18 protein-coding genes are annotated in these 20,598 nt (G+C 64.7%); 6 read left to right on the top strand and 12 right to left on the bottom strand.

The window, feature by feature from the left end:
• The 11 genes from LQ144_RS13530 to LQ144_RS13480 form a co-directional block, all read right to left on the bottom strand.
• The coding region (locus LQ144_RS13530) for a PEP/pyruvate-binding domain-containing protein (RefSeq protein WP_290369770.1) at positions 1-909 on the bottom strand (909 nt) is incomplete at its 3' end.
• Between the two features lie 96 nt (positions 910-1,005).
• The gene (locus tag LQ144_RS13525) at positions 1,006-1,434 is read right to left on the bottom strand and encodes a helix-turn-helix transcriptional regulator (RefSeq protein ID WP_290369769.1); all 429 of its coding nucleotides are present in this window, start codon (positions 1,432-1,434) and stop codon (positions 1,006-1,008) included.
• A 15-nt stretch (positions 1,435-1,449) separates the two neighbouring features.
• Positions 1,450-2,433: a J domain-containing protein gene (locus tag LQ144_RS13520; protein ID WP_230119221.1), complete on the bottom strand. Its 984-nt coding sequence runs from the start codon at positions 2,431-2,433 to the stop codon at positions 1,450-1,452.
• A 164-nt stretch (positions 2,434-2,597) separates the two neighbouring features.
• Positions 2,598-3,266 (bottom strand): nucleotide exchange factor GrpE, encoded by a 669-nt coding sequence (locus LQ144_RS13515; protein ID WP_230119220.1) that lies wholly within the window; start codon positions 3,264-3,266, stop codon positions 2,598-2,600.
• Positions 3,267-3,268: 2 nt separating this feature from the next.
• The gene (gene dnaK, locus LQ144_RS13510) at positions 3,269-5,140 is read right to left on the bottom strand and encodes a molecular chaperone DnaK (protein ID WP_230119219.1); all 1,872 of its coding nucleotides are present in this window, start codon (positions 5,138-5,140) and stop codon (positions 3,269-3,271) included.
• Positions 5,141-5,448: 308 nt separating this feature from the next.
• Positions 5,449-5,871, bottom strand: coding sequence for a hypothetical protein (locus tag LQ144_RS13505; RefSeq protein WP_230119218.1), 423 nt, complete (start codon positions 5,869-5,871; stop codon positions 5,449-5,451).
• A gap of 192 nt (positions 5,872-6,063) precedes the next feature.
• Complete coding sequence (locus LQ144_RS13500; protein ID WP_230119217.1) at positions 6,064-7,575, bottom strand: alpha-N-arabinofuranosidase; 1,512 nt, start codon at positions 7,573-7,575, stop codon at positions 6,064-6,066.
• Between the two features lie 58 nt (positions 7,576-7,633).
• On the bottom strand, positions 7,634-8,530 hold the full coding sequence (locus LQ144_RS13495) for a carbohydrate ABC transporter permease (protein WP_230119216.1): 897 nt from the start codon (positions 8,528-8,530) through the stop codon (positions 7,634-7,636).
• Positions 8,527-9,513 carry a sugar ABC transporter permease gene (locus tag LQ144_RS13490; protein ID WP_230119215.1) on the bottom strand — a complete coding sequence of 329 codons (987 nt, stop codon included), beginning with the start codon at positions 9,511-9,513 and terminating at the stop codon, positions 8,527-8,529. The genes LQ144_RS13495 and LQ144_RS13490 overlap by 4 nt, the downstream gene beginning before the upstream one ends.
• A gap of 76 nt (positions 9,514-9,589) precedes the next feature.
• On the bottom strand, positions 9,590-10,939 hold the full coding sequence (locus LQ144_RS13485) for an extracellular solute-binding protein (RefSeq protein WP_230119214.1): 1,350 nt from the start codon (positions 10,937-10,939) through the stop codon (positions 9,590-9,592).
• 198 nt (positions 10,940-11,137) lie between these two features.
• Positions 11,138-12,172, bottom strand: a complete 1,035-nt coding sequence (locus tag LQ144_RS13480) for a LacI family DNA-binding transcriptional regulator (protein WP_230119213.1) — start codon at positions 12,170-12,172, stop codon at positions 11,138-11,140.
• Positions 12,173-12,404: 232 nt separating this feature from the next.
• Here LQ144_RS13480 and LQ144_RS13475 point away from each other — a divergent pair, with 232 nt between their 5' ends.
• Positions 12,405-13,358: an NAD-dependent epimerase/dehydratase family protein gene (locus LQ144_RS13475; RefSeq protein WP_230119212.1), complete on the top strand. Its 954-nt coding sequence runs from the start codon at positions 12,405-12,407 to the stop codon at positions 13,356-13,358.
• A gap of 56 nt (positions 13,359-13,414) precedes the next feature.
• Here LQ144_RS13475 and LQ144_RS13470 read toward each other — a convergent pair whose 3' ends face one another.
• Entirely contained in the window at positions 13,415-15,640 is a 2,226-nt protein-coding gene (locus LQ144_RS13470; protein ID WP_230119225.1) for an MMPL family transporter, read from the bottom strand.
• A gap of 229 nt (positions 15,641-15,869) precedes the next feature.
• Here LQ144_RS13470 and LQ144_RS13465 point away from each other — a divergent pair, with 229 nt between their 5' ends.
• From LQ144_RS13465 to LQ144_RS13445, 5 genes are all read left to right on the top strand, one after another.
• A complete protein-coding gene (locus tag LQ144_RS13465; RefSeq protein ID WP_230119224.1) occupies positions 15,870-16,349 on the top strand; it encodes a MarR family transcriptional regulator in 480 nt (159 codons plus the stop codon).
• Between the two features lie 9 nt (positions 16,350-16,358).
• Entirely contained in the window at positions 16,359-17,174 is an 816-nt protein-coding gene (locus LQ144_RS13460; protein WP_230119211.1) for a class I SAM-dependent methyltransferase, read from the top strand.
• A 39-nt stretch (positions 17,175-17,213) separates the two neighbouring features.
• Positions 17,214-17,837 carry a LysE family transporter gene (locus LQ144_RS13455; RefSeq protein ID WP_230119210.1) on the top strand — a complete coding sequence of 208 codons (624 nt, stop codon included), beginning with the start codon at positions 17,214-17,216 and terminating at the stop codon, positions 17,835-17,837.
• 68 nt (positions 17,838-17,905) lie between these two features.
• Positions 17,906-18,469, top strand: a complete 564-nt coding sequence (locus tag LQ144_RS13450) for a low molecular weight protein-tyrosine-phosphatase (protein ID WP_230119209.1) — start codon at positions 17,906-17,908, stop codon at positions 18,467-18,469.
• The gene (locus LQ144_RS13445; protein ID WP_230119208.1) at positions 18,466-20,589 is read left to right on the top strand and encodes a chorismate-binding protein; all 2,124 of its coding nucleotides are present in this window, start codon (positions 18,466-18,468) and stop codon (positions 20,587-20,589) included. Before LQ144_RS13450 ends, LQ144_RS13445 begins: the two co-directional genes overlap by 4 nt.
• Positions 20,590-20,598: the final 9 nt, after the last annotated feature.

Genomic DNA, 20,598 nt, shown 5'->3' with positions numbered 1-20,598 from the left:
TTCAATGTCCTGCGGCGCCGCGAAATGCTCCGCGATGGCCGTTCCCTGGCGCGCCAGAGCGGCCGCCGCGGCGTCGTCGAGCACCGGCTCCCGGCGCTTCGGCTCCGGGACCGGCTGCTCAGCGGTCCCATCTTTGGAGTAGGCCATCATGACCTCTTTGTCAGCAGTGAGCCGCGACAGGATCCGGCCCGCGGCAGGGTCCACCACGATGTCGTCGGTGGTCACGGCACCGCTGACCACGGACTCCCCCAGCCCCCAGGAGGCACTGACCACCACCTGGTCGCGGCGGCCGTTGGCCGGGTTGGCAGTGAACATCACTCCGGCGGAGTCGGACTCGACCATCTGCTGGATCACAACCGCCAGCCGCACTGTGGCCGGGTCGAGGCCTTCGCGGGCCCGGTAGGCCATGGCGCGGGCGTTCCACAGCGATGCCCAGCAGGCAATGACCGAGGCAGCCACGGCCTCAGCACCGCGGATGTTCAGGTAGGTGTCCTGCTGGCCGGCGAAGCTTGCGGAGGCCAGGTCTTCGGCCGTGGCCGAGGACCGGACCGCCACCGGGATATCCTCACCCGAGGCGTCCGGAAGGGCGTGGCCGAGACGGCTGTAGGCCTCGCTGAGTTCGCGGGCGATTCCGGGTGGCATCACGCGGTCCGAAAACAGGGAGCGGATCTGGTGCGCCGCACCGTCGTAGTCCTGCTGCGGCGCGTCGGCGGGAAGAGTGGCAAGTTCCAGGATCCGCGCACCGAGTCCGTTGGCCTCGACGAAGTCAGCGTAGGCGGCTGTGGTGAGCACGAAGCCCCGTGGCACATGAAACCCTGCCTGGGTGAGTTCGCCGAGGTTGGCTCCCTTGCCTCCGGCTTCCTCCACGTCGCCGCGCCCGAGCTGGTCAAAGTCCTTGATGTAGGTCACGACCGTGCATCCCTTCTGCCCGGGCCACTTACGCCCTGAACGAGACGCCGCGCTGCGCCTGGTTCATCCCATTCTGGCATGCAGGATCACAGCGATCTATGGGTTGTTCGCTCCCCGGGGGCGCCACACCACCACGGCCTGTGACCGTGGCCGGGGCCGCTGGCCGCGGGCAAGGCTGACGACGTCCCCGGCGGCACCGGCGGCAAAGATCCGGGAGTCAATGGAGTCTCGACGTCGGGCGAGTTCCTCGGTCAGCTCGCCCACCCGCCGCTGCAGCGCGGCCACCTGGTTCTCCAGTTGCAGGATGCGCTTGATGCCTTCGAGGGAGACGCCTTCCTGGGACAGGCGCTGCACCTCGCGCAGCATGTTGACATCCCGCTGCGAGTACCGGCGGGACTTGCCCGGCGCACGGCTGGGCGAGACGATGCCCAGCCGGTCATACTGGCGAAGCGTCTGCGGGTGCATGTCAGCCAGTTCGGCCGCCACCGAGATGACGAAGATCGGCTGATCGAAGTTAATGTCCACGGCTGACGCCCGTTTCTAGAGCCGGGCCTTGGCTGCCAGGCCCTCGCGGACGTCCGCGCCGGCGGTGGCGGCGGCAAACGCCTTCACGGCCTCCTCGGCTTCCTTGCTCAGGTTCTTCGGAACGGCGACGTCGATCGTCACCAGCAGGTCGCCGGTGCCCTTGGAGGTCTTCACGCCGCGGCCCTTGACCCGGAGAGTGCGCCCCGCGGGCGTGCCAGCGGGAACGCGGACCCGGACATGCTCGCCGTCGATCGTGGGAACCTCGATGTCGGCGCCCAGAGCAGCTTCCGCGAAGGTGACCGGCACGTGGATGCGGAGGTTGTCGCCGTCGCGCGTGTAAAAGTCGTGGTGTTTGACGTTGACCGTCACCATGAGATCGCCGTTGCCCGCGGGACCGTACTGGCCCTTTCCGCGGACGCGGACCTTCTGGCCGTCCTTGATGCCGGCCGGAACACGGACGTCGATGACTTCTCCGTCCGGCTCGCGCAGGCCGATGGTGGTGCCGCGGATGGAACCGGCGAAGGAGATGCTGGTGGTTGCCGTGCGGTCCGCACCCTTCTGCGGCGCGCGCTGGTACCCGGCAGGACCCCCGGCGCCGCCAAAGCCGCCGCCGAACAGGTCGGCGAACTCGGGCGGGACGCCGCCGGGCGTGCTGAAGCCGCCGGATTGGCGTCCGGCGTTGCCGGTGAAGAGCCCGCCAAAAAGGTCCTCGAAGCCGCCGTTGGCCGTGCTTCCGGCACCGTGCGGAGCGAACCGTGCCCCGCCGCCCATGGCCCGGATGGCGTCATACTGCTGGCGCTCCTCGGGGTCGGACAGCACGGAGTACGCCTCAGAGATGTCCTTGAACTTCTTCTCCGAAGCAGCGTCACCGGAGTTCGTATCCGGGTGGTGCTGGCGCGCGAGCTTCCGGTAGGCCTTCTTGATGTCAGCGTCGGAAGCGTCCTTGGCGATGCCAAGGATCGCGTAAAAGTCCTTGTCCACCCAGTCCTGGCTAGCCAATGGCGTTTCCTTTCAAAGTTTGTGGTTACGTTTCGCTACGTGGAACATGGGCCCCCGCCCCTTCGCGTGGTGGCTTGGTCCTTACGGACCAAGCCACCACGCTCCGGCAGGCCCGATGCCACTCCCAGGGCCCATGTTCCGCTTCGCGATCGTGTCAGCTCACCTTATGCAGGGACTGCCACGATAACCTGTGCCGCGCGGAGGACGCGCTCGCCTGACTTGTAGCCGGATCGGAGCACCTGGCTGACGGTGTCAACCTCGATGTCCGCGCCGGGCTGCTGGATGAGGGCCTCGTGGATCGTGGGATCGAATTCCACGCCGGTCTCATCGATGCGCACCAGGCCGTACGTCTTGAGCGCGTTCTCCAGCTTGGCGGCGATCGCGGCGAACGGGCCGTCGGTCAGGTCACCGTGCTGGCGGGCGGCGTCGACGTCGTCGAGCACCGGCAGCAGCGAGTTCAGGACGCCGATGACGGCCATCTCCCCTGCCACGGCACGGTCGCGTTCGACGCGCTTGCGGTAGTTGACGTACTCCGCCTGGAGGCGCAGCAGATCGTTCTTCAGCTCCGCAGCAGCCGCGGCGTCAGTTCCCTGGGCCACGGATTCCTCCGCCGGCACCTCCACCTGGTTGAGGATTTCCTCAGCCTGGGCGAGGGCGTCGCCGTTCGAATCCGCGGAAGCACCAGCCGGATCGGCGGGCTGCTCTCCCTCGGGGTGGCGGGCCTGCCCGGTCACCGGGTCCACCTTGCGGTGGTCCCGGATAACAGGCTCGTCGCGCTGCCCGCCCTGATCCCGGGAAGAGCTGTGCTCTTCTTCGTTACCGTGATGAGGCATGGCTACTTCTTCTCTTCTTCGTCAACGATTTCGGCGTCGACGATATCTTCATCTGAAGAACCTGCCTTGTCGCCGGCGGGGGCGCCTTCGGCACCTGCTGCGCCGGTGGCGCCGTCCGGGGAACCGGCCTGGGCGTAGATGGCTTCGCCGAGCTTGGTCTGGGAAGCCTGCAGCTTCTCAAACGCGGTCTTTACGGCCGCGTCATCGGTGCCTTCGAGTGCCTTCTTGAGGGCGTCGACGTCGGCCTGGACCTCGGTCTTGACCTCTTCGGGCAGCTTGTCCTTGTTGTCCGCGATCAGCTTGTCCACGGAGTAGGCGAGCTGTTCGGCGGTGTTGCGGGTGTCGGTTGCCTCGCGGCGTGCCTTGTCCTCGGCTGCGTGCTCCTCGGCGTCCCGGACCATGCGCTCGATGTCGTCCTTGGAAAGCGCGGTGCCGCCGGTGATGGTCATGGACTGTTCCTTGCCGGTGCCCTTGTCCTTTGCGGAGACGTGCACGATTCCGTTGGCGTCGATGTCGAAGGTGACCTCGATCTGCGGAACGCCGCGCGGGGCCGGAGCGATGCCGGTCAGTTCGAACGTGCCCAGCGGCTTGTTGTCGCGGGTGAATTCACGCTCGCCCTGGAAGACCTGGATGGCCACGGACGGCTGGTTGTCATCCGCCGTGGTGAAGGTCTCGGAACGCTTGGTGGGGATGGCCGTGTTGCGCTCGATCAGGTGCGTCATCACACCGCCCTTGGTTTCAATGCCAAGGGACAGCGGCGTGACGTCGATCAGGAGAACGTCCTTACGTTCGCCCTTGAGCACGCCTGCCTGCAAGGCTGCGCCTACGGCCACAACCTCATCCGGGTTGACGCCCTTGTTCGGCTCCTTGCCGCCGGCCAGTTCCTTCACGAGGTCGTAGACGGCAGGCATACGGGTGGAACCGCCGACGAGCACGATGTGGTCGATGTCGGAGAGCTTGATGCCGGCTTCCTTGATGACGTCGTGGAACGGCTTCTTGGTGCGCTCGAGCAGGTCCTTGGTGAGGTCCTGGAACTTGGCGCGGGTCAGCTGCTCGTCCAGGTGGACGGGGCCGTCGGGGGTGACGGACAGGTACTGGAGGGAGACGTTGGTGCTGGAGGAGGAGGAGAGTTCCTTCTTGGCCTGCTCGGCAGCTTCACGGAGGCGCTGCAGGGCGATCTTGTCCTTGGACAGGTCGATGCCCTTGACCTTGAGCTGGTTCAGCAGGTACTCAACGACGCGGTTGTCCCAGTCATCGCCGCCGAGGCGGTTGTCACCGGCGGTGGCGCGCACCTGGATGGTGGAGAAGTCATCTTCGTCCTTGCCGACTTCCAGCAGGGAGACGTCGAACGTGCCGCCGCCGAGGTCGAAGACCAGGATGAGTTCGTCTTCCTTGCCCTTGTCCAAGCCATAGGCGAGGGCGGCCGCGGTGGGCTCGTTGACGATGCGCAGGACGTTGAGGCCCGCGATTTCGCCGGCCTCCTTGGTGGCCTGGCGCTCGGCATCGTTGAAGTAGGCCGGAACGGTGATCACGGCGTCGGTGACCTTTTCACCGAGGTAGGACTCGGCGTCGTTCTTCAGCTTCATCAGCACGCGTGCGGAGATTTCCTGCGCGGTGTACTTCTTGTCGTCGATCTGCACGCCCCAGTCGGTGCCCATGTGGCGCTTGACGGAGGCGATGGTGCGATCGATGTTGTTGACGGCCTGGCGCTTGGCGATCTCGCCGACCAGGACTTCGCCGGACTTGGAGAACGCAACGACGGACGGCGTGGTGCGGCCACCCTCGGCGTTGGCAATAACGGTGGGCTCGCCACCTTCGAGAACGGAGACGACGGAGTTGGTGGTTCCGAGGTCAATACCTACTGCACGTGACATGTGTTGCTTCCTTCTTTCTTGGAAACTGTGTGGCCCCGATGCTCGAGCATGTACGCCTAGTACTTGGCGTGTCGAATCGGGGCTCGCCCACTCCTTGAGCGATCTGCACTCAACTTTACTCAACGGACGGTTTAAGTCAATCCAAAGTTGAGTCGACTCGGCTCAAGTCTGCCATTTTGGTGGTCGCGCGCAAACAATTGGCCCCCGGTGATCCGCGGAATTTGGCGGAACACCGGGGGCCACGACGACGGCGCGAGCACAGTTTCGCTCTGCGTGAACCTGCTCTGGAGGTGCTTTCGCGGCGGCTCCTAGCCCCCGGCGGAGGTCCCGCCGTCGTCATTCCTCGGAGCGTTGACCTGGCCGTCCGTCAGTCCGTCCTTCACCTCACCGGCGGCGCCCCGCTCCCGCGCGGTTCCGGCGGCGCCGTAGTCGCCCTCGGGATATTCACCCTCTTCTTCGCCGGGGAGCTCCTGGCCCAATGTCCCCGCCTTGCCGTAATCGCCTTCGGAGTATTCGCCTTCTTCGGCCTCCGCAGGCACGTCACCGACCACGCCGGCATCGCCATAGTCACCGGCCGGGTAGTCACCCTTTTCGGCGGCGGCCTCATCGGCCACCACGCCGGCGTCGCCGTAGTCGCCTTCTACGTACTGACCGCTCTCGCCTTCAAGTGCAGGGTTCCTGGAGCTGTTGTGTGTCTTTCCTGCGGTATTGGACTCGCTGTTTTCAGTCATCGCTTGATCACTCCTTGGGAGGACTGGGCGCGTCCGGCCGGACGCACTGGAAGTCTACTCAGATGCGGCGGATGGCAACAGGGCACGGCGGAGGGGTGGCGGGGGTTCAGGGTCCGGCCGGCCGGAAGTGGAAATTGCCCCAGGCGCCAGTGGCGGAGCACCCGTTTTGTTCGGATGCCCCCGCCTTGCCTGTCAGCCGAGATGCAGCGCAGTCCACGAGACTGGCGGCAGAGTGATCGCGACTAGGCCGTCACGGACAGCGACGCTCTTGTTCCGGTTGAGGCCCACGCGGTCTGGATGGTCGAGTGTGTTCTTCGCATAAACATCCACATCGGAAAGCGTTTGAGCATCTAGGACAATAGCGCCGTTCAGAGAAGTTACGTCTATCGTCACGTTCGCTTCTTCGGTTTGGGAGCGGTTGACCAGAAAGACCGCGGTGGTGCGGGTTTCGGCGTCGAAGGTGGCGACCGCGTCGATGAGAGGGACAGTGCCGTAGACCTCCGTACTGTAGCCGTCGGCTTCCAGTTTGACGTCCAGAGCGGCTCCCTTGGCAAGTTTGGAAGTCAACGCGAAAGGGAAGAAAGTGGTCTGCTTCCATGCAGGGCCGCCCGGTTCGGTCATGATGGGGGCGATCACATTCACCAGTTGCGCAAGGGAGGCCGACGCGACCCTGTCTGCGTGTTTAAGCAGCGAGATCAACAGGTTGCCGAAAACGACGGCATCGGCGACGGAGTATGCATCCTCAAGCAGCCGCGGCGCCGTGGGCCAGTTATCGATTCCTTCGATTTTATCGACCTGCTGGAATCGCTCGAGGTACCAGACGTTCCATTCGTCAAAGGAAATGTTGATGGTCTTGGAGCTGCCGTTGACTGCCTTGACGTGGTCGGCCGTTGCAACCACAGATTCGATGAAGTGGTCCATGTCGGAGGCGGAGGCAAGGAAGGAGCCCAGGTCCCCGTTCTTCTCTTCGTAGTAGGCGTGGCAGGAGATGTAGTCGACGTCTTCGTATGCGTGGGTTAGGACAACTCGTTCCCATTCGCCGAAGGTGGGCATGTGGGCGCTGGATGAGCCGCAGACGACGAGTTCAACTGACGGGTCGAGCTGCCTCATGGCCTTTGCTGTCTGGGACGCGATCTTGCCGTAGTCATCAGCTGAGCGGTGCCCCAACTGCCAAGGGCCGTCCATTTCGTTTCCAAGGCACCACATCTTGATGCCGAAGGGTTCCTTGCGGCCGTTGGCTGCCCGGCGCTCGGACAGTTCCGTTCCGGAACTGATGTTTGTGTATTCCAGGAGGTCGAGGGCTTCCAGGGTGCCTCGGGTGCCGAGGTTGACGGCGAGCATCAGCTCGCTGCCTACCTTCTCCAGCCAGGAGCCGAACTCGTGCAGACCGACTTCGTTAGTTTCGGTCGAGTGCCAGGCCAGATCAAGGCGGCGGGGACGCTGGTCCTTGGGCCCCACACTGTCCTCCCAGCGGAATCCGGAGACGAAGTTGCCGCCGGGGTAACGGATTGCGGAGACACCGAGTTCCTTGACGAGCCCGATGACGTCCGTGCGGAATCCGTCGGCATCTGCACTGGGGTGGTCGGGTTCATAGATTCCGTCGTAGACACAGCGGCCGAGATGTTCAACGAACGAGCCGAACAGGCGGGGATTGACGGGGCCCACGGCGAACTGCGGGTCGATGGTAAGGCGTGCGGAAACCATAGTTTTCTCTCAGGTAAGGGGAAGCACGGAACGGTACGCCGTGCTTAGCGACGACGTTCTATTTGAGGCTGCCGAGGGACAAGCCGCCTTGCCAGTACTTTTGCAGGGTCAGGAAGGCGACGACGAGAGGGATGATGGAGACGAAGGAGCCGACGATGATGAGGCTCCAGAGGGAATGACCGCCGCCGTTATTGGACGAAGCCAGTTGCTCCCAGAGCCCAATGCCAACTGTGATCGGGTAGAGCTTTTCAGTGGACAGCATGGCCAGGGGCAGGAAGTAGTTATTCCACGTCCCAACTATGGAAAGCAGGAGAACTGTCACAAGAGCGGGGCGCAGCAGGGGGAGAGCCACCTGAAAGAAGGTGCGGAGCTCGCCGGCACCATCCACCCGGGCCGCGTCCAGCAGCTCGTCCGGCACGGCCTCGGCGGTGTAAACGCGCATGAGGTAAACGCCGAAAGGGCTCAGCAGCGATGGCAGGATGACGGCCCATACCGTGTCCGTCAGCTTGAGGTTGGACAGCAGGATAAAGGTGGGGATAACCAGGGCAGTCATCGGGACCATGACCGCGCCCAGCAGCAACGAGAAGGTCAAGTTTCGTCCCGGAAACCTATACTTCGCGAAGCCGTAGCCCGCCAGTACTGAGATCGCGGTGGCCCCCAGCCCGCCGCTAACGGCATATAGCAGTGAATTGCCCAGCCATCGCAGGTACTCTCCGCCGTTGTACGTGAAAAGGTCCTGAAGGTTGGCCACCAGGTTGAAGTTCTTGTCGAACCACATGGCGCCGGAGGAGCCGGCAAAAAGACCCTCCGTGTCCTTCGTGCTCGCCACGAAGAGCCACCAGATAGGGACCAGGAAATACAGAACCAAAACTCCCAGAAACACATGGGCCACCACGTTTCGGCGCGGCTTGGGTCGCCGGGCCAGGGCGGGGACGCTGGTCGTGACTGCAGTCATGAGAGGGTGCTCCCTTTTTTACGGGTGGCGAACATGAAGGCATACACGGCGATAAAGACGATGATGCCGAGGGAAAAGGAAATGGCAGACGCGTAGTTGAACTGGGCGTAGCCGAAGGCCAGGTTGAATGCATAGATGTTGGGCGTGAAGTCCGGCGTGATACTCCCGTTGGCGACCGGGCCGAGGATCTGCGGCTCGGAGAAGAACTGGAGGGTTCCGATCAGAGCAAAAATAAGAATCAGCACGAGCGCAGATGACACCATGGGCACTTTGATCCGGAAGGCCACCTGCCAGGTGGAAGCACCGTCTATCTTGGCCGCCTCATACAGGGAAGGGTCGATTCCCTGCAGGGCCGCGTACACGATAATCATGTAGTACCCGGCCCACTGCCAGGTAACCACGTTCAGCAGTCCGTAGAAGACGTTGTCCTGGCTGAGAAGGAACGGTGCTGAAGCGTGAAAAAGGGAGAACACTTGCTGCATCGGTCCGAACGAGGGACTGTAGAGGAACCCCCACATGAGCGCGCCTATGACGGCCGGCACCGCATACGGCAGGAAGATCATCAGCCGGGAGAACTTGGCCAGTCGTGTCGTGAGGTGGTCCAGGACGAGGGCCGCGGCCAGCGAGACGGCCATTTGCACCGGTATCAGAACTAAGGAAAAACGGACTACGAACCCTACGCCCTTCAGGAATTGCGGATCCGAGAAGGCGTGAAAATAGTTCTCCAGCCCGCTAAATCGCGTACCGGTTGCCAGGCCCTTGGTAAACAGGCTCAGGTAAAGGGCGTAGGCCAGGGGGGCGAGGAGGAACGCGACGAAAACTAACCCGAAGGGGGCAATGAAGAGCCACCCCTTCCGCGCCCTCCGTGCCATCACCGTCTGGATACGGGGAGCCCGTTTGCTGTCCACCTGCTCCGGGCGAGCCGGTAGTTCCTGTGGAGAATCTTGCGGCAAGGGTGTCACCGTTGACCCGTGAACTGCCATGATCTGTCCTGCGTCTTTCTATCGGTCGATCCGGCCTGCTCCGCCAACCATCAGGTCCCCGGAGCAGGCCCGGCTGCTAGTTGACTGTGAATCCCTGGCTCTTCGCGTAGTTCACCATGGTGTTCTGCAGCTCGCTGGCCGCCTCGTCTCCGGTGACTTTGCCTGAATTGATCTTGACCGTCTCGGCCTGCAGTTGCGCGTAGTAGTAGACGGTGAACGGGCTGTAGCTGAAGCCCTTGTAGGAGTTCTCGGCTGGAATATAGATGTCCTTGTTGGCCGTCTGGCCGCTAAAGAAATCGACGCGGTTGTTGATGAACGCAGCCGACCTCAGCACGTTCTGGTTCAGGGGAAAGATGGTCTGGGTCTTCCAGCCATCTGTGAGCGACGCGTCGTCGGCATAGAGGCCTTTGGCCACTTCGGCAGCCAGCTTCTTGTCTCCTGCTTGTGAAGTGACCGCAAAAGTTGATCCTCCCCAGTTCACAGAAACGGGGTTGCTGGCATCCCATTGCGGAAGGGCTGCCACGGCGAACGTGCCCTTCTCTTTTCCTTTACCCACGCCCGAGCCGGTCAGATATCCCGGTGCCCACGCGGCGGAAACATACGTCGCGTATTTGCCGCCGACCATGCCTGAAATGTAGTCGGTGGTGAACTGGTCCTGCGTCCCCACAAGGCCTTTCTTGACGAGCCCGGCCCAGTAGTTCAGCACGTCCTTCGCCGGCTGGCTATCCAGCTGGATTGAAATCTTCTTTTGATCCGCCAAGTCGTACGTGAACGGAACCGCGCCCTTTTGGGCCATGAGCGCGGTCAGGGCGGCCGGCACGTTGCTCCCCAGGTCACCGAAGGCTGGCCCGCCGGCGTCCTTGACCTTCTGGGCCGCCGTCTCGTACTCAGCCCAGGTGGTCGGCGGCTTGATGCCGTACTTGTCGAGCACGTCCTTGCGGTAAATCATTGCCATCGGGCCGCCGTCGACGGGGATGGCGTAAACAGAGCCTCCTTGCGAGACGTCCTTCCAGGAGCCGTCGCTGAAGTTCTTCTTCACATCAGCTGCGCCGTACGGGCTGAGGTCCACCAATGCATTCTGCAGCTCGAAGCCTGTTAGCTGGTCGGCTTCGAGCATGATCACATCGGGTGCACCCTTGCCGGCTTGGATGGCGGTCTGGAATTTCGCATACTCCGGGGCTCCTTGCCCGGCGACAGTCCAGCAGACCTGCACATCCGTGTGGGAGTTGTTGAAATTGTCGACCACCTTGGCCATGTTCGGATACCACGCCCAGACGGAGACCTTAGGAGCATCCGCGTGGACAATCTTGTTGGTGCAACTGGTGGTGCTGGCGCTTTCGGTAGCGGCCTCACCGGAGCTGCAGGCGGAGAGGCTCGCCGCCAGGGCGACCGTCGACAATGCTGCCGCGACTGTTTTCTTGTTCACGTAGGGGTCCCTTCGGTGCTGCAGGTTCTGGACTTCATCGTCTGAAGCGGAAGGCTCCACGCTTGCCTGTCCAGCGGGGACGTTGGACTGCCCGGGAAGGGCTTGGGTAAGACCTGGAGCAGGCTCCGCCAGCTTTTACATCGATGTATGTAATCGTTGTAAATCCATATTGGTGTGATGCGGCTTACAAGTCAAGACTTAACTTTCGGGGAAAGAGGCCCCGGACTCCCCCGTGGATCCACGGGGGACAATTCTGAACGAAGCCTCAAACTCCCGCGGAGCAATGTCCGCAGCTTCGCCGTTTATCCGCTCAAGCAGCATGCGCACGGCCGTCTCGGCAATTTGGGGGCGTCCGGGGTCCACGGTTGACAGCGTTGGCAGGGAGTAGCGTGTCTCGTCGATGTCGTCGAAGCCGATGATGGCTACATCGTCGGGGACCTTCAGGCCAGCGTATTGCAGCACGCTCATCGCTCCCAGGGCGATGGAGTCGTTGAATGCCACCACGCCGTCGAAGGTGACACCGGACGCTAATACCTGCCGCATCGCGTGGGCACCGTCGGACCGATGCCAGGTCTGGACGTCGACAACGAGCTCCTCTCGGTAGGGCAGTCCCGCTCGTTTCAGGGCCCGGCGGTAGCCCTCGAGACGCAGCCCGGCTGAACCGATCACTTCGTTGCGGTGGGCTCCAAAGGCAAGAGGCCGGCTGCGTCCGAGTTCAAGGAGATGCCCGGTGGCTGCCTCGGACGCCTCGACGTTCTGCATGGTGACGTGGTCTGCAGGCCCGTTAAAGATACGTTCACCGAGCAGGACAATCGGGGTCGGGATATCTATAAGGCCCACGTCCTCCTGGCCGAGGCCGAGCACGCTATACAGGACGCCATCGACCATCCTCATGCGCGGGCCATGGAGGATTTCGAGTTCGCGGTCCCGCTCCCCACCGCTTTGCTCGATGATCACCGCCTGGCCCCTCTTGGAGGCCGCTGTCATCACCGCGTCTGCCAGCTCAGCAAAATATGCGTTCTTCAGGTCAGGAATGATGAGGCTAATCACGCCGGTCCGGCCAGAACGGAGTCCGCGCGCAGAGAGATTGGGCTGGTAGCCCAGGTTCTCGATCGCCAAGAGAACTCGCCTGCGCGTCTCCGGCTTGATGTTTGGGTGATCGTTGATCACATTTGACACCGTCTTGATTGACACGGACGCCACCTGAGCCACGTCGCGCATGGTGATCGCCATGTCATCCTTCCCGCCAAACAAATGCCCGCCTCTCCTCCTGAGGTTACATCGTTGGAACGCTCGGCGTACCGAGCGCGCCGGCGTCGCTTCGCTGCGGCCCAGCAGGTCGAGCCGGGGCGCTCTCCAAGGCTGAGGGAGGAAGAGATGATCGCTTTCTGCAGGCGCAGTCTGAAATATTGGGACTGCTACTTCTCTTCCAATCGAATTGTGTTGCCACGAAAGGCCTGGAGCCATGTCAGAAGAACTCTTTGCGGTGACTGGAGCAGGTCCTGTGGGGTGGACGGTTGCCGAACAGCTGGCAGCCCAGGGCAAAAGGGTCCGCGTGCTGACACGGTCCGCCAGTGGCCCCGAACATCCGCTGGTGGAAAGGCTGTCCGTGGATGTCTCGGACCGGGCTTTGGTGGCGCAGTCCATGCGCGGTGCCACAGCGGCCTTCCACTGCATTCACGGTTCCGCGTACAGTGCCAGGGCCTGGGAGCAGGAACTTCCCATGGCCGAACAGGCTCTCCTGGCAGCCGCCGGCGAGGCGGGCGCCGTCGTCGTCTTTCCCGAAAGTCTCTACTCGTACACCGAGCCTGACCGCGTCATGGTTGAGGACAGCCCGCGCGCAGCAAGCGGCGGCAAGCGCGGAGTGCGGACGGCGCTGCTCGAGGCACGGCAGGCGAGCGCAACCGGCACGGTCAGTGTGGTTGCCGGCGACTTTTTCGGACCCAGAGTGCGGATGTCCCACGCTGGTGAGCGGATGGTGCCCGCAATCCTTTCGGGCCGCAGGCTCCGCGTGGTGGGCAGCGCGGACCAGCCGCATTCGTTCACGTACGTCCCCGATCTCGCGGCGGCCATGATCAAGGCAGCGCAGAATCCCGTGTTGTGGAACCGTGTGCTGCATGCCCCCACCAATCCGGCCCTGACGCAGCGGGAGCTTGCCGCCGCGTTCGCTGAGGCCGCCGGAATGCCGCGGCCAAAGGTCGGCGCCCTGCCGGGCTGGGTGCTGCGTACCGTAGGCCTGTTTTCCGCCGACATCCGGGAGCTCGGCGAGACGCTCTACCAGTTCCAGCGACCGTTCGTGATGGATTCCGGGGCCAGCGAGGCAGCCCTGGACCTTCGCCCCACTCCCCTGGCGGCCGCGGCCAAGGCAACTGTGGAGTGGTGGCGCGCGGAGAACTCCACTGCGCCCACGCCCCGCTGACGCCCTGCCGGCGTTTGGTCACGCCGGCCTGCCGGCTTGACCAAACCGGCCTGGGCCTAACGGACGCCGGCTTCTCGGGTTCCGGCTTCTCGGGTACCGGCCTCCCGGGTCCCGGCCCCGTCCGGAAGCTCGCCCACGGAAGCCGGCTCCGGGCGGCCCAGCCTGCCGGGCCACCAGATCCGCCTGCCGAGGTCGTAAGCCAGGGCGGGGACCAGCAGGGAGCGGACCAGCACCGTGTCCAGCAGCACCCCGAACGCCACGATGAACGCGAGCTGCACCAGGAACATGATCGGGATGACTCCCAGGGCGGCGAACGTCGCCGCGAGCACCACGCCCGCGGAGGTGATCACCCCGCCGGTCACGCCCAGCCCGCGCAGAATACCGGCATTGGTGCCGTGTTTCAGCGACTCCTCGCGGACCCGGCTCATGAGGAAGATGTTGTAGTCCACGCCGAGTGCCACAAGGAACACGAAGCCGAACAGCGGCACCGTGGCGTCGGCTCCGGGGAACCCGAGGATGTTGTTGAACACCAGGGCCGAGACTCCCATGGCCGCCGCATACGAAAGGACCACCGAGGCCACCAGCAGGACGGGCGCCAGGACGGAGCGGAGCAGGAGCATCAGGATGACCAGAATGACGCCGAGCACCACGGGGATGATGGTGACGAGGTCCCGCTGTGCGGTGGTGTTGGTGTCCAGGGCCGTGGCCGTTACGCCCCCAACCAAAGCTCCCGGGTCCACGGCCCCGACGCTTTCACGCAGTTTCAGCACGGCCTTCTCAGCGTCGGTCGAGTCTGCCGCGAAGTCCAGGGTGGCGTTGAGCAACACTTTCCCGCCGCGGACGGCCGGTACGGACGGCGATCCCGGCGCTCCGGTGATCGGCACAGTGCCGTCAGCCAGGAGGTAGGCGTTCCCCACGCCGTCGGACGCTTTCACAGTCTCCAGCACTCTGCCGGCTTTGGCCTCAGCTGCCACGATCACGGCCGGGCTGCCGCTCCCGGCATCGAAGTGGCGGGCCAGGGCGTCCTGCCCGTCGACGGCATTGGAGGCGCTGAGAATAACGTCGGTCTGAGGGACGCCATTGGCTTTGAGCTGCAGCAGACCTGCCGACGCGGCCAGCAGCAACAGGACCGAAGCCACCCAGACCGTCCGCGGACGCCGGGACACCAGCGATCCAGTGGCGCGCCACAGCCCCTTCTGGCCTTCGAGCCCGGTCACCAGGACTGGCTCGCGCTCCCCTTCCGGCATCAACCTGGGGCGGAAGGGCCAGAACGCGGTGCGGCCGAGCAGAGCCAGCAGCGCCGGCAGCAGGGTCAGTGCGGCCACGAGCGCGCAGAGGATGCCGGCGGCGGCGACCGGGCCGAGGGCCTTGTTGGAATTGAGGTCGGAGAACAGCAGGCACAGCAGGGCGATGATCACCGTGGCTCCGGACGCAAAGATCGGTTCGAACGAGGCCCTCCAGGCGGTGAGGACCGCGGCGGTCCGGTTGGTCGTGTGGGTCAGCGCCTCGCGGAACCTTGCCACGTAAAGCAGCGCATAGTCCGTGGCGGCTCCAATCACCAGGATGGACAGAATGCCCTGGCTCTGGCCGTTGAGTTGGATCCAGCCGAGCTTCGCCATGCCGAACACCAGCAGGATGGCGGCGCACAACGCAAAGACCGATGTGAGCAGCACGGCAAGCGGAAGCAGCAGCGACCGGTAGACGATCAGGAGAATTGCAAATACCGCCCCCAGTGCCACAAGCAGCAGGATGCCGTCGATGCCGGCGAAGGCGCCGGCCAGGTCCGCTGTCAGTCCGGCGGGCCCCGTGATGAAGGTCCGCATGCCGGCCGGGGCCCCGGCTATGACCTCGTTCCGCAGCTCTTGGACCACGTCCTTCACCTCGCCGGCGGACGGGATGGGCACCACGAGCTGGACCGCTTTCTGGTCGCTGGACGGGATTGGGCCAATCACGGCGCTGCCCGCTTTGAGCGCCTCCAGCTTGCCTTTGAGCTCAGCCGCCTCGCCCAGCTGGGCCGGGGTGAAGGCGGCGTCGCTTTCGATGACCACGACGGCGGGAATCTCGCGCGAATCCCGGAACTTTTCCTGCCAGCCCTGGGCCTTAGTGGCTTCCGCTCCGGCCGGCAGGAACGATGCCTGGTCATTTGACGAGACCTCATCCAGCCGGCCAAAAGTCGGCCCGCCTACGCCGGCGACGGCGAGCCATGCGGAGACGAGGAAAACGGGAATGAGCCAGCGCAGCCAGAACGGGGCGCGGGGCTTCCTGTGGGATGGCTGCTTCATGGGGTCCTTCTTCGGGAACGGGGACCAACGGAATCCGGCGGAGTAGAATAGATCCATCATAGACTATCTCTACGATGGAGATACATAGCCGGAAGGATTGCCGGCCAGGATAACGGCACCGCTGGAGTAAACTCCGGAAGGCATGAAACCGGAGAGGGAGGCCAACGTGACCGAAGATCCAGCGGCCTCAAATCCCGCCGGTCTGCCCGGCCAGTCTGACCACTCGGGCTTGCCTGAGCACTCGGGCCTGCCCGGCGCACCCCCCCTGGTGCGGCTGCTCCAGGAATTCACCTTGGAGGCCAACCGGTATGTGGATGCTGCCGGAGGCCGCAACGACATGCACCGCACCGACCTCAATGCGCTGGCCGTCATCATGCGGCATTCAGCCGCGGACCAGGTGGTCACCCCGGGCACCCTGCGGAAAGAACTCAACCTGAGCTCGCCGGCCACCACCGCCCTGATCGACAGGCTGTGCGGTTCAGGGCATCTGGTCCGCGAGCGCCAGGGCCAGGACCGCCGGCAGGTCCAGCTGCGGATGACGGACAAGGCCTACCGGGACGGCAGCGCCATGTTCCTCCCGCTGGCGCGGCAGATGGGCTCGGCGATGGCAGAGTTCAGCGCAGAAGAGCTGGTGACCGTGACACGGTTCTTGAACTCGATGATCAATGCCACCGTCCGCGCCGGCCGGGAAGCCTCGGAAAAGGAGTAGCGTTTCCCTATGAGTGAGCAGCAGCCGCACGACGTGTACACGCACGGCCACCATGAGTCAGTGATCCGCGCCCACGCCTCCCGGACGGCCGAGAATTCCGCGGCCTTCGTGATCCCGTACCTCACCCCCGGAGTCACCGTGCTGGACGTGGGCTGCGGGCCGGGAAGCATCACGTGCGACTTCGCCGGACTGGTGGCCCCCGGAACCGTTACGGGACTGGACCGTTCCCAGGACGTGATCACCCACGCCCGCGAGCTGGCGGCAGACCGGGGTGTTGCGAACGTCGACTTCGTGGCCGGCAACATCTACGACCTCGACTTCGAGGACGACACATTCGATGTAGTCCACGCGCACCAGGTGCTGCAGCATCTGACCGATCCCGTGGGGGCGCTGCGGGAAATGAGGAGGGTGGCCAAGCCGGGCGGCATCGTGGCGGTCCGCGACGCCGACTTCCACGGCATGAGCTGGTACCCGGCCATCCCCGAACTGGACGAATGGATGGAGCTGTACCAGCGGATCGCGCGGCGAAACGGGGCCGAACCCGACGCCGGACGCCGCCTGGTCTCCTGGGCGCAGGCCGCCGGCTTTACGGATGTGGCGCCCACCAGCAGCAACTGGCTCTACGCCACCGGGCAGCAGCGCCGCTGGCAGGCCCGCGTCTGGGGGGAACGGGTGCTGCACTCGGCCTTCGCTGAGCAGGCCCTCGAATACGGCTTCGCCCAGGAAGCAGACCTGACCCGCATCTCCGCCGGCTGGCACCGCTGGGGCTCCACGGACGACGGCTGGTTCCTCATCCCCAACGGCGAGGTCATCGCGCGGGCCTAGGTTTTTTCCGCGCCCGGAATCCCGCACTAAGATTGGTTGGTGCAATTCTCCCTCTGGCTGGCCCTCGCGGGTGCCGGCGTCCTCATCAGCTTCACTCCTGGCGCAGGCGCCATCAACACCATGAGCAACTCGCTAAATTCCGGGTTCCGGCGCTCCATCTGGGGAATCCTCGGCCAGCAGGCGGCCCTGATCGTTCATGTGGTCATCGTGGCGCTCGGCGTCGGAGTCCTGGTGGCAGGATCGCCCGTTGCCTTCAACGTCATCCGCTACGCCGGCGCCGCCTACCTGGTCTACCTGGGCATCCGCCAGTTCCTGCACAAGCCGGACCTTGACCAGGAGAAGGCGGCCGCACTTCGGAACGAGCCAGCCTGGTCCATGTTCCGCCGCGGCCTCTGGGTCAACCTGCTCAACCCCAAGGCCATCGTGTTCTTCCTCGCGTTCATGCCTCAGTTCATTCTCCCCGAACGGCCGCTGTTGGCGCAGTACATGGTCCTCACTGCCACCGTGGTGGCGATCGACATCCTGGTGATGTGGTTCTTCTTCGCGGCGGCCGCGAAGTCGTTCCAGCGTTTCACGCACAACGCCCACGGGCAGAAGGTCCTGAACAGGGTTTTCGGCGTCCTGTTCGTGGCCGTGGGCATCCTTTTGGCGCTGATCCACTAAACGAAATGTTTTGAACAATAAGGCTGCTTACTAGCCAAGTGCCGCCGGCATCCCCCATGCTTAGCAGCATGCCCTCAACGTCGAGCCCCTACCGGATCATCGCGGTGTGCACTGGCAACATCTGCCGGTCCCCGATGGCGGAGCTGATGCTGGCGGAGGCCTTCGCAGCGGCAGGGCTCGCCGATGCTGCCGTCGTGGACTCCGCCGGAACCACCGCCTATGAGGCAGGACGCCCCATCGACCCCCGGGCCGCGAGGAAACTGAGGGCCCACAATCTCATCTCCGACCGGCACATCGCCCGGGAATGGCGCCCCGAGTGGTACACGGAACGAGACCTGATCCTGGCCCTGGACGTGGACCACTATGGCTGGCTCCGGGCCTCGGCCCCCGACCGGGAGACCGGGGAGAAAATCCGAATGCTGCGCAGTTTTGATCCCGCCCTCGAATCGAAGGACCCCCTGGACCAAGGCATCGAAGACCCCTGGTACGGGGATCACAGCGACTTTGAGTCGGTGTGGGACCAGGTCCAGGCGGCCGTGCCCGGCATCGTGCAGTTTGTCCGTGCGGCGATCGCAGAAGAACAGGCCCTACTCGAGGTTCAGAACAGCCAGCAGGTACGCTCTATTTCATGACCCCCGCACCTGTGATCATCGCCATTGATGGGCGGTCGGGCGCAGGCAAAACCACGCTGGCCATTGAACTCGCGGCACGGCTGCGGAACCACCACAAAGTCGCGCTGTTCCATCTTGAGGACATCTACCCCGGCTGGAACGGGCTCGCCGCGGGCGTTGAACGCTACGTCACCACCGTGCTGTCGCCGCTGCGGCGGGGAGAACCGGCAACGTGGGTCAGTTGGGACTGGGAAAGGCATTACGACGGCGATGCCCGGGTCACGCTGCCCGCCGAGATTGTCATCGTGGAGGGGGTGGGGGCTGCCGCGGCGGCGGCCAGGCCCCTGCTGGACGCAGTCATCTGGGCTGATTCGCCGGACCACGAACGCCGCACCCGCGCCCTGGAACGCGACGGCCAAACGTACGAGCCGTACTGGGAACAGTGGGCCGCACAGGAATCGGAGCTCCTCGCCTCGGACAACGTGCGGGACCACGCAGACATCCGGGTCCTCAACCTGGCCGACGACACCGCCCCGGCAGACGTCCTGCAGGCGCTCACCTACCTTCCGGCCCTCGCCACCGCGCTGGTCCCCGAACTCTCGGCGCGCCGGGGTCTCCGGCTCCTGGCCGAGCGCATCGAGGCCAGGCCGGACGCGGCGGCCCTCTTCCAGTCCATGTACGGGACATCTGCGAATGCCGTCTGGCTCGATTCCTCGCTGGTCCCGCCCACCCCAGAAGACTGGCTGAGCGTCAGGACGCCCGCCGCGGAGCGCAGCCGGTTCAGCATTCTGGCGGACGACGGCGGCACGTTCGGGCAGTCGGCACGGCACACTTCGGGGACCAACCGGATCACCGCAGGGTCTGCCACCGCCGAAGTGCCCGGCCAGTTCTTCCGGTGGCTGGAGACCGTGTGGGGCCGGAAAGCGGTCCGCGGCCCCGAGGGCTATCCCTGTGATTTCACCCTGGGCTGGCTTGGCTGCCTGGGCTACGAACTCAAGCGTGAAACCGGCGGCTCCGACGTCCCGGCAGATACCCCGGACGCGGCGTTGATTTTCGCCGGGCGGGCCGTGGTCCTTGACCACGCCGAGGGCGCCGCCTGGCTGCTCGCGCTCGATGCCCCCGACGCAGCAGTCTGGCTCGCCAATGCCCGCGCCTCGGTGGCCGCTGCGGCCGGCACCCCCACCAGCGCCGGCTCCCCCAGTAGCGTCGTCGGGCGGTTTCCTGCCCCAACGTTTACCAGCCGCGACACCGAGGACGCCTACAAGCGCAAGATCGCCGACGCCCAGCATGAGATCTCGGAGGGGAATTCGTACGAGGTATGCCTCACCACGGCCCTCACCGCCGAGGTGCCCGCAATTGCGCTCGACCCCTGGCCCACATACCTTGCGTTGCGCAAGAGGAACCCGGCACCGTTCGCGAGCTACCTGCGGTTCAGCGGGCTGACGGTGGCGAGCACGTCCCCGGAGCGTTTCCTGCGGATAGCGTCCGACGGCGGCATGCGCGCCGAACCGATTAAGGGCACCCGCCGCCGGGCTGCCGATCCCGAGCAAGACGCGGCGCTGCGGCACGATCTGGAGAGCTCGCTGAAGGACCGTGCCGAAAACATCATGATCGTCGACCTGCTCCGGAACGATCTCAGCCACTTCGCGGTGCCGGGTTCAGTGACCGTCAGCCGGCTGTGCGAGATCGAAAGCTACGCCACGGTCCACCAGCTCGTGAGCACCATCGACGCCCAGCTCCTTCCGGGATCGCCCCGGGCTGAAGCCGTGGCTGCGTGCTTCCCGGCCGGCTCGATGACCGGGGCGCCGAAGATCAGCACCATGGCCATCCTGGACCGGCTCGAGGAAGCTCCGCGGGGCGTCTACTCCGGCGCGATCGGGTACTTTTCACTCAACGGGGCCACGGACCTGGCGGTCGCCATCCGGACGCTGGTGATCCAGGCAGACGGCGAAGCTGGCGCCCAGGCTGCCGGCGGGACCGCTGCCGGCCTGGCCCGCACTGCAGGGGAGCCGACGGCGAAACTCAGTCTCGGCGTCGGCGGCGCCATCACGGCGGATTCAGCAGCGCAGGAGGAATACGAGGAGATTCGCACCAAGGCGTTCGGCGTGCTTTCCGCGCTGGGCTCCCACTTCCCCGGCTGATCCCCCGGG

The sequence above is a fragment of the Arthrobacter sp. Bi83 genome, from assembly GCF_918698095.1.
Lineage (GTDB): Bacteria > Actinomycetota > Actinomycetes > Actinomycetales > Micrococcaceae > Arthrobacter.
Note: the sequence above shows the minus strand (reverse complement) of the source record. Positions and strands in the feature narration are given on the sequence as shown.